This is a genomic window from Acinetobacter sp. C13, from assembly GCF_016809775.1.
Classification (GTDB): domain Bacteria; phylum Pseudomonadota; class Gammaproteobacteria; order Pseudomonadales; family Moraxellaceae; genus Acinetobacter; species Acinetobacter pittii.
In genome coordinates, this window is record NZ_JAFBJL010000002.1 from 37,353 (window position 1) to 51,166 (window position 13,814).

Annotated in this window: 5 protein-coding genes; 4 read left to right on the plus strand and 1 reads right to left on the minus strand. The window is 37.6% G+C overall.

Translation table 11 applies throughout. The annotated features are described in order from the left end of the window. The first annotated feature begins 51 nt into the window (after positions 1-51). From blp1 to groL, 3 genes are all read left to right on the plus strand, one after another. Entirely contained in the window at positions 52-9,954 is a 9,903-nt protein-coding gene (gene blp1 / locus JGE69_RS05485; RefSeq protein WP_199113173.1) for a biofilm-associated Ig-like repeat protein Blp1, read from the plus strand. A gap of 240 nt (positions 9,955-10,194) precedes the next feature. Then, positions 10,195-10,485, plus strand: a complete 291-nt coding sequence (gene groES, locus JGE69_RS05490) for a co-chaperone GroES (RefSeq protein WP_002120604.1) — start codon at positions 10,195-10,197, stop codon at positions 10,483-10,485. 58 nt (positions 10,486-10,543) lie between these two features. Further along, positions 10,544-12,178: a chaperonin GroEL gene (gene groL, locus JGE69_RS05495; protein WP_002120607.1), complete on the plus strand. Its 1,635-nt coding sequence runs from the start codon at positions 10,544-10,546 to the stop codon at positions 12,176-12,178. 172 nt (positions 12,179-12,350) lie between these two features. Here the strand turns inward: groL and JGE69_RS05500 are convergent, their stop codons facing one another. After that, entirely contained in the window at positions 12,351-12,725 is a 375-nt protein-coding gene (locus JGE69_RS05500) for a diacylglycerol kinase (RefSeq protein ID WP_002118962.1), read from the minus strand. Positions 12,726-12,831: 106 nt separating this feature from the next. Here JGE69_RS05500 and JGE69_RS05505 point away from each other — a divergent pair, with 106 nt between their 5' ends. Continuing rightward, positions 12,832-13,794, plus strand: coding sequence for an MBL fold metallo-hydrolase (locus JGE69_RS05505; protein ID WP_199113172.1), 963 nt, complete (start codon positions 12,832-12,834; stop codon positions 13,792-13,794). Positions 13,795-13,814 lie beyond the last annotated feature (20 nt).

A 13,814-nucleotide genomic window follows, 5' to 3' on the forward strand; every position in this document is an offset into this window, starting at 1 on the left:
TCTTAATATTTTAGAATAACTTAATAATATTTAAAATTTCATGGTGGAAAAATGGTACAAGTATCATTAATGGCAAATAATGCTTCAAAAAATAATACAGTTGATATTAATGTAGGCCAGACAAAAAATATTGTAGTAAATCCTAAAGAAGTCGCAAAAATCGATATAAATCCAGAAAAAATTTCTTCAATAACAAGAGAAGGAAACAGTGCAATTGTTCATCTAAAAGATGGAACTGAAATTGTTTTAGAAAACTATTTTATTAGCGAAAACCCGCAAATTCTTTTAAATGAAGGGCAGAATTATTGGGCTGCTAATCTGGGAGAAGATGCTAGCGGACAGACCACTGTTAATTATTTAGAATTAAAAGATACGCCAAAGCTTATTGATAGTTCATCTTCTGTACCCCTCTGGTCGTGGGCAGTCAGCGCTTTAGCAGGAGCCGGAACAATTGCTTTATTGTCTCGGAACGATTCTAAAGATACGACGCCTCCTGAGCCAGGTACTTTGAATTTCAATAATTTTTTAGATTCTGGGGGGGCGACAACCGACCAGATTACTCAAGATAAAAACTTTAATTTAAAGCTTGAAGGACAGGAAAGTGGAAGCCGAGTAACATATTTGGTCTCTACCGATGAAGGAAAAACTTGGCAAGAGACAACGGTCGCTCAAAAAGATTTAACCGATGGTGTTTATCTCTACAAAGCTGTAGTAACGGACCGAGCGGGAAATGCATCGGAAACTGCTATACAAAAAGTTGTTGTCGATACAACAGCACCGCAAGCAGGCGAACTGACTTTATCTGCTTTGGCTGATACGGGTATTTCGGCAACCGATCAGATTACGCAAGATAAAAACTTCAATTTAAAGCTTGAAGGACAAGAAAGTGGCAGCCAAGTAACGTATTTAGTTTCTATCGATGATGGTAAAACTTGGCAGGAAACAACTGTTACTCAAAAAGATTTGGCTGATGGTATTTATCAATTTAAAGCTGTAGTAACCGACGTTGCAGGCAACATATCTGAAACCAGTGTGCAAAAAGTCGTTGTGGATACAACAGCGCCGCAAGCAGGTGAACTGACTTTAGCTGCTTTGACAGATACGGGCATTTCAGCAACTGATCAAATTACGCAAGATAAAACTTTTGATTTAAAGATTAGCGGACAAGAAGTAAATAGCCAAATCACTTACTGGATATCTAAAGATGAAGGAAAGACTTGGCAGGAAACAACAGTAGCTCAAAAAGATTTAACCGATGGTGTTTATCTCTACAAAGCTGTAGTAACGGACCGAGCGGGAAATGCATCAGAAACCGCTATGCAAAAAGTCGTTGTGGATACCACAGCGCCGCAAGCAGGTGAACTGAGTTTATCTGATTTAAGTGATACAGGTGTTTCGGCAACTGATCAAATTACACAAGATAAAACTTTTGATTTAAAGATTAACGGACAAGAAGTAAATAGCCAAATTACTTACTGGATATCGAAAGATGAAGGAAAGACATGGCAGGAAACAACAGTAGCTCAAAAAGATTTAACCGACGGTGTTTACCAATATAAAGCTATAGTTACAGATATTGCAGGCAATACATCAGAAACCGCTATACAAAAAGTCGTTGTAGATACTACCGCACCACAAGCAGGTGAACTAACTTTATCTGATTTGACTGATACAGGTGTTTCAGCAACCGATCAAATTACGCAAGATAATAATTTTACTTTGAAGCTAGCTCAACCGATTGTAATCGGAGAGCAAGCTGCTTTATTAGACCACTATGAAGTCTCTACCGATGAAGGAAAAACTTGGCAGGAGACAACAGCTGATCAAAAAAATTTAGCTGATGGAAGTTACCTCTATAAAGCTATAGTGACAGATCTTGCAGGAAACACATCAGAAACTGGTGTGGAAAAATTAATTATAGATAATTCTTTAAATATTGAATCAACTACAGTAACTGTAAAGACGATTACTAAAGACAATACAATAAGCCTAGCTGAAAAAGATCAAGTTATTTCTATAAGACTGGACGTAGATAATCTACCAACAGATTTAAATAGCTCACTGACATCAGTAAATACGACATTAAACAATGTTGTTTATAACTTTCATTTTGATGAAGTTACCCAAGAATGGGTTAGCGAAATTCCAGCAGAGTTTCTGTGGTCAGAAGAATCGCAAACCAATATATCAATTGATATTAGTCTTACTGATCAAGCTGGCAATACAGCCATTATTAAACAGACCCAAAATTATAATGTAGATCATACTCCGAATTCGCCAACTCTAGATTCACTAACTTTCAATAATATAGATGGAGCTATCATTTCAGGTAGCGCATATAAAGGAAGTAAAGTTGATATTTACAATAAAAGTGGTGATTGGCTTGCAAGTACCACAACTAATGACGAAGGTAAATTTACTTTACAAGACCTTTCTATTAGTACTAATCAAGAAGTTTATGCTGTCGCCACTTATAATGGCTACAGCAGCGAAAATTCGTCAATTGGCCTAGTAACTGAAGTTCCTGCTATTAGTATTACAAGAATTAGTCCAGAAGGTGTGATCACTGGTTATGCGACTGAAGGTAGTCATTTTATTGTAAAAGATCAGAATGGAAATATTTTACAAGAGTTTAACTCTATTGCATTTGAGGGCTCTGGTATTACGCCTTTTAATGTAATGGCATTAGGTGAGGTCAGACCATTTACTTTGACCCTCAACCAACCTTTAGAGGAAGGTACTCAAATTATTATCTCTACAGATAAAGATAATATTTCAGGCCATCCACAATATATTACCGCAGACTATACGCCCGCAGTATTTTTAGAAACTCCACAATTTGATATCAGTGGTGAAATTTTATCAGTACATGTTAATGAGCCGAACAGTTTTATTCGTGCATTTTCTGGAGAGGGCAATTTAATTGCTACAGGTTTTACCGATGAGCAAGGCTTTGCAAGTTTACAAGTGTTCCAATTTTTAAAAGAAGGTGAAACGGTTACTGTACAAGTAGTAGATAAAAATCAAAATACGAGTGAAACCCTAATCGAGGTTCCAAACTTTGCTTATATTCCACATGTTGAACGTATTACACAAGAAGGCTTAATTTCTGGGTTTGCTGAAGATAATAGTACAGTAATCGTGTGTGATGCTGACGGTAATGAATTAGGAAAGGTTACATTAGGTGATGACAATAGTTGGAATGAATTTAGTCATTTTAGCTTGAGTGTAAACCGACCTTTAATTGATGGAGAGCAAATTTCCGTTCAAATTATTGATAATAAAGGGTTGATGAGTCCTGAGCAGAATATCATTGTAGATCTGACTCCTCCACCTGTTCCAACAGATTTAAATTTCAATGATGCTGGTGATTTAGTTTATGGCCATGCAGAACCTTTCTCTGAAATTTTAGTTAAAGATGGGCAAGGAAACATTCTTAATAAATGGTTCTGGAATAACTGGACCGATGAGAGTGGAAGTTTTTCGATAGAACTAGGTATGTTTTTAACTAATGCTGAGACGGTTTATGTCACGGCTACCGATGTGAATGGAAATGTAAGTTTAGCAGCGCAGATACAGGCGCCTAATTATGCTTTTGCCCCTCATGTAGATAGCTTTACTTCGGATGGAGTGATAAGTGGACAAGCTGAAAATAATAGTACTCTTATTGTTAAAGATGCCAAAGGTGAAGTCGTAGCTGAAATTAAAGTCGGTGAAGATAACGGTTGGAGTGGATCAAGTTATTTTAAACTCCAGCTTGACCGCCCTCTTGTTGATGGTGAGCAGTTTTTCTTATCAATTAAGGATGCTCGTGGGCAAGTAAGCACCGATACTGTAATTACCGCTGATACGGTTGCTCCTACACCAGCCAGCAATTTGGTTTTCTCAGAAGATGGTTCATATCTTACGGGTGTAGCAGAACTGAATACTACGATTCAGGTTTTTGATCATAATGGTCAGCTAGTGAATATATGGAATAACACCATTAACTCTGACGGTACATTTACTATTTACTTAGGTAGCAACAATTTACATGGAGAAGCATTCACGGTCACAGTTAAAGACCAAGCCGGAAATGTGAGTGAAGCTGTTTCAATAAATGCTCCACTTGATGATATTGCACCAGATCCAATTAAAAATATTTTACTTGATGCAAACGGTCAAAACTTTACAGCGCAAGCAGAAGCAAATAGTCAGATCGAAGTTTTTGATTCATTAGGTAATCAGACGGGTTGGGGCTCTACAGATAGTGCTGGTAATGCTTCTGGTTCTTTCAATCAAACTTATTTACACGGTGAGGAACTCACTTTTGTTGTTATAGATCGAGCAGGTAACCGCAGTATCGAATTTAAGCAAAATGCTTTAATTGATACCATTGCACCAAATCCGATTGAAAATATCATCTTCAACGAAGATGGCCAAAGTTTTACAGCTCAGGCAGAAGCTGGAAGCTCTATTGATGTATTCGATCAGGATGGAAATAAGATTGGTTTTGGTTACACCGATAGCTCAGGTAATGTATCTGGTTATTTTCAACAAGTTTACTTACACGGTGAGGAACTTACTTTTGTCGTAATCGATCGAGCAGGTAACCGTAGTGCAGAGGTCACGCAGAGTGCTTTGAATGATGATGTCGCACCAAAACCGATTGAAAATATTGTATTAGATCTCAATGGTCAGAACTTTACAGCTCAGGCAGAAGCAAATAGCCAAATTGAAATCAAAAATAATAACGGTGACGTCGTAGGTTATGGATCAGCAGATAGCGCAGGTAATGTTTCAGGATATTTGTATCAAGTGCATTTACATGGCGAAGAGCTTACTTTTGTTGTCGTTGACCGAGCGGGTAACCGCAGTACAGAGGTCAAGCAGAATGCCTTGATTGATGATACTGCGCCAAATCCGATTGAAAATATTATATTAGATATCAATGGTCAAAACTTTACAGCGCAAGCAGAAGCAAATACTCAAATTGAAGTTAAAAATGCTGTTGGTGAGATTGTTGGTTCAGGTTATGTGGATGGCGCTGGTAACGTGTCAGGTTATTTTAATCAAGTCTATTTACATGGAGAAGAACTCACTTTTGTTGTCGTTGACCGAGCGGGTAACCGTAGTGCAGAGATCAAGCAAAACGCTTTAACTGATGATATTGCACCAAATTCAATTGAAAATATTGTACTTGATGCGAACGGACAGAACTTTACAGCTCAGGCAGAAGCAAACACTCAAATTGAAGTCAAAAATGCTGCTGGTGAGGTCATAGGATCTGGTTCAACCGATAGCATGGGGAATGTTTCAGGTTACTTATATCAAGTCTATTTACATGGAGAGGAACTCACTTTTGTTGTAGTTGACAAAGCGGGGAACCGCGGTACAGAGGTCAAGCAGAATGCCTTGATTGATGATATTGCTCCGAATGTGATTGAAAACATTATCTTTAATGAAAATGGTCAAAACTTTACAGCGCAAGCAGAAGCAAATAGCAAAGTTGAAGTTAAAAATGCTGCAGGTGAGGTTGTAGGTTTTGGTTATGTGGATGGTGCTGGTAATGTCTCGGGTTACTTGAATCAAGTTTATTTAAAAGGTGAGGAGCTCGCTTTTGTTGTGATTGATCAAGCTGGTAATCGTAGCGTTGAAGTAAAACAAACAGCCTTTCTTGATAATACGGCACCAGAAAATGCGACTAATTTAGTATTTAGCGAAGATGGTTCATATCTAACTGGTATGGCTGAGCCCAATTCTACGATTCAAATATTTGATCAGAATGGTCAATTATTAAATCTTTGGAATAATAATGTTAATTGGGATGGAACATTTAACCTCTATTTAAATAGTAACTACATGCATGGAGAAGTATTTAAAGTAGTTGTAGTTGATCAGGCTGGTAATTTGAGTGACGGGGCTACTGTAAAAGCACCGCTTGATGATATTGCTCCTGTAGCTGCAAGTAATCTGGTCTTTAGTGAAGATGGTTCATCCCTTTCTGGTGTAGCTGAACCAAATACCTTCATCCAGATTTTTGATCAAAATGGTCAGCAGATGAATACGTGGAGTCATAGCGTAAATGCTGATGGTACATTCACTTTTTCTTTCGGTACTTACAATTTACATGGTGAAGAGTTTACAGTCATTGTTAAAGACCGAGCTGGAAATGTGAGTGAAGCTGTTTCAGTTAAGGCTCCATTTGATGATATTGTGCCAAATCCGATTAAAAATATTGTACTTGATGCGAATGGCCAAAGTTTTACGGCACAAGCAGAAGCAAATAGTCAGATTGAAATTTTTGACTCATTTGGTAGTCAGATAGGTTGGGGTTCTACCGATAGCACTGGTAATGTGACGGGTTACTTCTATCAAGTGTATTTACATGGAGAAGAATTAACGTTCGTTGTTATAGACCGAGTAGGTAACCGTAGTGATGAAATGAAGTTAAATGCTTTGATGGATACCATTGCACCAAAGCCGATTGAAAACATCATCTTTAATGAAAATGGGCAAAATTTTACAGCACAAGCAGAAGCAAATAGTTTTATTAGTGTCAAAAATGCTGCGGGTGAGTTTGTTGGCTATGGTTATGTCGATAGTACTGGTAATGTGTCAGGTCACTTCAATCAGGTTTATTTAAAAGGTGAGGAACTCACTTTTATCGTTATAGATAAAGCAGGTAATCAAAGTATTGAATTTAAGCAAAATGCTTTAACTGATGATATTGCACCAAATCCGATTGAAAACATCGTCTTAAATGAAAATGGTCAAAACTTTACAGCGCAAGCAGAAGCCGATAGCCGAATCGAAGTTAAAAATACTGCGGGTGAGGTCGTAGGTTCTGGTTATGTAGATAGTATTGGTAATGTGTCAGGTTCTTTTAATCAAGTCTATTTACATGGAGAAGAGCTTACTTTTGTTGTAGTTGACCGAGCAGGTAACCGCAGTACAGAGGTCAAGCAGAATGCTTTGATTGATGATATCTCGCCAAATCCGATTGAAAATATTGTGCTCGACTCAAACGGTCAAAACTTTACTGCGCAAGCAGAAGTAAATACTCGGATTGAAGTCAAAAATGCTACGGGTGAGGTTGTAGGCTATGGTTATGTAGATAGTACTGGTAACGTGTCAGGTTATTTTAATCAAGTCTATTTACATGGAGAAGAGCTTATATTTGTTGTAATTGATCAAGCAAGTAACCGAAGTATTGAGGTTAAACATAATGCTTTAATTGATGATGTTGCACCATCAGCTGCTTCAAATATTACATTAACCTCAGACGGATTGCTTTTTGGTGAGGCTGAGCCAAATGCAACGATTGAAATTATTGATCAATATGGTGCAGTTATCGCAACAACTTATGTTTGGTACGATGGCACATTTAATCAATGGATTAATCTGAGTCAATACCAGACACAAAACTTGAGTATTGTTGTCAAAGATATTGCTGGCAACCGAAGCGAAGTTGCTCATGAATTAGTACCAGTATTTACCAACTCACCAATTACTGCAACAGAGCTAAAACTGGATGTAGATGGTCATATTCTAACAGGAAAGGCAACAGCAGGAATGTCGATTGTTGTTACATCTACTGATAGTCAGATCATTAATGGAGGGTGGAATAATGTTGTGAATGAAGATGGTAGTTTTGCTATTCAGTTAATTGATTACTATCTACAGGGACAGACATTACAAGTTCGAGTTTATGACCAGAATACGAATCAATACAGCCTAATCTCTGAAATTATTGCGCCTTTAGACAATATTGCTCCAGTAATTAATGATGTGGTGATTAGTAATGACGGTTATGGTATTACCGGACAAACTGATTCAAAAGCAATCATTCAGGTAATGGATGCGGATGGAGATTTACGAGCAGAATTTCAAACGGATGAGACTGGATATTTTAACGCTAGTATTTATCCACCTATATTACGTGGAGAGCAGTTATTCATCACTGCGATAGATTTAGCCAAAAATATAAGTAAGCCATTTAATATTACTTTTAATGCAGATACTAATGCACCGCCATCAGCAGAGCATATTGTGGTATCTGAAAATGGTTTTTTTATTGAGGGAACTGCTTCGCTCAATAGTGAGGTGCGTATTTATGATGTGTATAGTAATTATATTGGTGGTGGTTCTGTAGATGAAACAGGGCATTTTAATATCCAGTTATACTCACCTCAGGCGAATGGGCAAACTTTACGCATTGTTGTGGAGCAAAATGGCTATCAAAGCGCTTACACCGAAATTACCGCACCCATAGACATCGTCGCGCCAAATGCAGCAACTCAGCTTGTTTTAGCAGATGGAAATGTACTTTCAGGACAAGCGGAAGCATATTCAACAGTTAATATTTTTGATGCTAATAATAATTTAGTTGGTCAGACTACTGTCGGAAGTGAAGGTAGTTTCTTAACTCAATTATGGTCACAATATTGGCATGGCGAAACATTGACGGTAAAAATAGTTGATGCCAATCAAAATGTGAGTATAGGTACAACGGTTGTTGCTATAAATGATACAACAGCACCGAAAGTGGTCACCCAGCTTGCCATAAATGAATGGGGTAATTGGCTGGTAGGGCATGCCGAAAGTAATGCTACTGTTGAAGTCACTTATTATTTTGCTGATCAAGAACCTTCTGTAACGAGTACTACGGTCATGGCAGATGGAACTTTCTCTACTTATGTGTATGGGACTGCAACGTCATTTGACCTTACCGTTATTGATCGTGCTGGAAATCGTAGTGAAACTATCAGTAAAGCAATTAATGATTTAACTACAATCACTGTTGATCAGTTTAAAGGTGATGCTACGGATAATACGTATGTAGTTGATCATATAAGTGATTTTGTTCAAGAGTATGGCGTTGCTACTGTTAATGTATTTCAAGATGTCTGGATAGATACAAGTCATTATGAGGAGCAATGGGTAGCTTCTGGTTATACTGATAACATATGGGTAGATACAAGCCATTTTGAGAATGTTTGGATTGACACAAGCTATTCCCAAGATATTTGGATTGATACAAGCTATTACCAAGATACATGGGTCGTTGATGGCGTAATAGATGTTTACATGGACTCAAATGGCATAAATTACTATTCAGATGATGGTTCGTATAATCAATATGTGAATACCTACTATGATTATAATTTAAATCAGTGGCAGGCAGGATATGAACTATCGGGTCCTAATACTGTAGAGGTTGGGCATCTTGAACAACAACTCGTTCAAGATGGGCACTATGAATCTCAATGGATTGAACAGGGTTATTATGAGCAACAATATGTGTTTGATGGTCATAATGAAGAGACTTGGGTAGATACGAGCCATTACGAAAACGTGTGGATTCAAAGTGGTTATTCAGAAACACAAATAGTTGGGTCTGAACTTAAAGATACGGATTTTGGTGGACACGATAAAATAGTTAGCTCTGTGAGTTATAGTCTGGTTGGATATTCTGATTGGTCGACAGGTCTAGAAAGCGGGCGTTATGTTGAAGATTTGGAGCTGGTTGGTTCTGCTCATCTAAATGCAACAGGTAATACTTTAGATAATCTTTTAACAGGTAACTCTGGTAATAACGTTTTGAATGGGCGTGAAGGTAACGATACCTATATCACCAATGAAGGTACAGATACTATTCTGTTCCAATTGCTAAATAGCCAAGATGCAACTGGCGGAAATGGACATGACACGGTGTTAGATTTTACCCTAGGTGATGTAAGAACTGATCTGCAAGCTGACAAAATTGATTTAAGTGAACTATTAATTGACTATTCTAAAGATGTTAGCACATTAGCGAAATTTATTACTGTAGAGCAAGATGCTGGAAACACGACTATTAGTCTTGACCGAGATGGTGAAGGTGCAATGTTTAGTAGTGTGTCATTGATAACTTTAAATCAAGTAAATACAACATTAGATGAATTGTTAAATAATCAGCAACTCTTTGTTTAACATTGAAATTTATCTTTATAAAAGAGGCTATGAAAATAGCCTCTTTTATTTTGTGCTTTAAATTTAAGAAAAACTCTTCACAACCTGTTAAAAAATGACCAAAAAAGATAAGTTTTTTTTCATTTTCCCCTTGAAGCCTTTTTTTTCATCCCCACAAAAGTGACATCTAAATATTTTGTTATTGCTCTGGATTAAAGCAATAACGATTAATCAAAAAGACTTAGTCTGATGGAGTTAATTATGAGCAACATTCGTCCATTACATGATCGCGTTGTAATTCGTCGTGTAGAAGAAGAAACCAAAACTGCTGGCGGTATTTTACTTCCAGGTTCTGCTGCTGAAAAACCATCTCAAGGTGAAGTAATTGCAGTAGGTAATGGTCAAATCACTGAGAATGGCGTACGTGCTTTGGATGTTAAAGTTGGTGACAAAGTATTGTTTGGTACTTATGCAGGTACAACAGTGAAAGTAAGTGGTGAAGAACTCTTAATCATGAAAGAGTCAGACATTTTAGCTGTGTTGGAAGGCTAATCAATCCATAACTCAATTCATTATCAGATTCAGTATTTAAAAAGATTCGGAGTTTAATATGTCAGCTAAAGACGTAAAATTTGGTGATTCAGCTCGTTCAAAAATGATTGCAGGCGTAAACGTACTTGCAGATGCGGTTAAAGTAACTTTAGGCCCTAAAGGTCGTAACGTAGTGATTGACCGTTCTTTCGGTGCTCCGCACATCACTAAAGACGGTGTAACTGTTGCTAAAGAAATTTCATTAAAAGACAAGTTTGAAAACATGGGTGCTCAACTTGTTCGTGAAGTTTCTAGCAAAACTAACGATATCGCTGGTGACGGTACGACAACTGCAACTGTACTTGCTCAAGCAATTTTAAATGAAGGGATCAAATCTGTAACTGCAGGCATGAACCCAATGGATTTAAAACGTGGTATCGATATCGCAGTAAAAACTGTAGTTGAAAATATCCGTTCAAATGCAAAACCTGCTGATGATTTTAAAGCGATCGAACAAGTAGGTTCCATCTCTGCTAACTCTGATACTACTGTTGGTAAACTTATCGCTCAAGCGATGGAAAAAGTAGGTAAAGAAGGCGTAATTACTGTAGAAGAAGGTTCTGGCTTCGAAGACGCGTTAGACGTTGTAGAAGGTATGCAGTTTGACCGTGGTTATATCTCTCCATACTTCGCAAACAAACAAGATACTTTAACTGCTGAACTTGAAAACCCGTTCATTCTTCTTGTAGACAAGAAAATCAGCAACATCCGTGAATTGATTTCTGTTTTAGAAGCAGTTGCAAAAACTGGTAAACCACTTCTTATCATCGCTGAAGATGTTGAAGGTGAAGCGCTTGCTACACTTGTTGTAAACAACATGCGCGGTATTATCAAAGTATGTGCTGTTAAAGCTCCTGGTTTCGGTGACCGTCGTAAAGCAATGCTTCAAGACATCGCAATCTTGACTGGTGCAACTGTTATTTCTGAAGAAGTTGGTATGTCTTTAGAGCAAGCAACTCTTCAAGATTTAGGTACTGCGCACAAAATCACTGTTTCTAAAGAAAACACTGTTATTGTTGATGGTGCTGGTGATGCTGCTGGTATTGCTGAGCGTGTTCAACAAATCCGTGCTCAAATTGAAGAATCTACTTCAGAATATGACCGTGAAAAATTACAAGAACGCGTTGCTAAATTAGCAGGCGGTGTTGCTGTAATTAAAATCGGTGCAGCAACTGAAGTTGAAATGAAAGAGAAGAAAGACCGTGTAGATGACGCGCTTCATGCAACTCGTGCAGCAGTTGAAGAAGGTGTTGTTGCTGGTGGTGGTGTTGCTCTAGTACGTGCGGTTAATGCATTAGATGGCTTAAAAGGCGCTAATGAAGACCAAACAGCAGGTATCAACATTTTACGTCGTGCGATCGAAGCTCCACTTCGTCAAATCGTTGCAAACGCTGGTGATGAGCCATCTGTAGTGATCAATGCAGTTAAAGGTGGTGAAGGTAACTTTGGTTACAACGCTGCAACTGGTGAATATGGCGATATGTTAGAAATGGGTATCCTTGACCCAGCTAAAGTAACTCGCTCTGCACTTGAGCATGCAGCTTCTGTTGCTGGCTTAATGTTAACTACAGAATGTATGATTACTGACATTCCTGAAGATAAACCAGCTGTTCCAGATATGGGCGGTATGGGTGGTATGGGCGGCATGATGTAATAACGCATCAACGCTTTAACCAAAAAATCCCTGCTTATGCAGGGATTTTTTTATTTTTCACGTAATTTTAAGAAATAATTAAGTTCCATTATTTATATTAAAAACAGGAACAGCAGCTAGAAGTTCCTCTTTTGTTACAACCATGCTTATTTACTTGTAGGCATGGTTTTTTTTAGCCTAATAAAATAATTAACCAAGTAATAGCAATGATAGAGAGTGCAACAAATTGGGCAGCACTTCCCATATCTTTTGCATTTTTAGAAAGCTGATGTTTTTCAAGAGAAACTCGATCAACCACTGCCTCAATAGCCGAGTTGAATAGCTCAACGATCATTGCAAAAAGACATACAATAATCAGTAATACATGTTCACTACGGCTCACATCAAGAAAAAAACTAACCGGAATCAAAATAATATTAATCAAAACAATTTGGCGAAAAGCTGCCTCATTTTTATAAGCTGCTTTAAATCCTGAAATAGAGTAGCCCGTTGCATTTAATATGCGCTTAAGACCGCTTTTACCCTTATAGGGAGAATAGCTATTCATATACTTATATTTCTGACACTTTTCATGCATTATATAATTTGGGTCTTAAAAAATTATTAAATCTTTTTTAAAGATTTCGACTTTATAACTCAATAGAGAAGAAAAGATGAAAAAATTATGTGTAGCGTTGGGCCTTGCAATTGGAAGCATCCATGCAAGTTATGCTGAGCCAACAGCAACCCCGCAAGTACCAGGATATTATCACCATCAATTTGGAAACTACCGCGTAACCTCTTTACTTGATGGTACGATTTATTTAAATCCTGATTTATTCAAAAATTTAAATCAGGCCCAGAAAACTAAAATCTTAACCAAATATGCTGCTGTTAATGAGAAAGGGATTCAAACCTCGGTAAATGCATTTTTAGTTGATGATGGAAAAAGTTTAACGCTTGTAGACAGTGGGGCAGCAAGTTGTTTTGGCCCGCAACTTGGCTCGATTGCAAAAAATATTGAATTAGCAGGTTATAAGCTTGCTGATGTAAAAACTGTTTTACTTACTCATCTACACCCAGACCATGTGTGTGGTATTGCTCAAAATGGAAAAGCTGTATTTCCTAATGCAACTGTATATGCACATGAGCGTGAAGCTGATTACTGGTTAAATCCAGCTTCTGAAAAAACAATACCTGCAGACAAAAAAGAAAATTATTTGGGCACTGTTAAAAACGTAAAAACTGCTCTTGCTCCATACCAAGCAAAAAAAGCATTCAAGACATTTAAAGACGGTGATGTTATTCAAGGTTTTGAAGTGATCGATACGCGTGGTCATACACCAGGCCACCATAGCTTCCGCTTAAAAAGTAATGATCAGCAAATCATTTTTGTTGGAGACATTGTCCACTCACATTCATTGCAATTTGATGCTCCAAAAACTGGGGTAGATTTTGATGTGAATTCTGAGCAGGCAATTAATACCCGTCTAAAAATGTTTGCTGAAATTTCAAATAAGCAACAATGGGTTGCCGCACCACATTTACCATTTCCAGGCATTGGTCATGTTTATAAAGTAAATGCCGAGCAATATCAGTGGATCCCGCTCTATTTTGATAATGTTGTAGAGAAATAAAAAAACAGGGCATTTATTGC

Coding starts and splice junctions, on each gene's coding strand:
- groL (WP_002120607.1), top strand. CDS start 10,544: ATGTCAGCTAAAGACGTAAAATTTGGTGATTCAGCTCGTTCAAAAATG.
- JGE69_RS05500 (WP_002118962.1), bottom strand. CDS start 12,725: ATGAATAGCTATTCTCCCTATAAGGGTAAAAGCGGTCTTAAGCGCATA.
- JGE69_RS05505 (WP_199113172.1), top strand. CDS start 12,832: ATGAAAAAATTATGTGTAGCGTTGGGCCTTGCAATTGGAAGCATCCAT.
- groES (WP_002120604.1), top strand. CDS start 10,195: ATGAGCAACATTCGTCCATTACATGATCGCGTTGTAATTCGTCGTGTA.
- blp1 (WP_199113173.1), top strand. CDS start 52: ATGGTACAAGTATCATTAATGGCAAATAATGCTTCAAAAAATAATACA.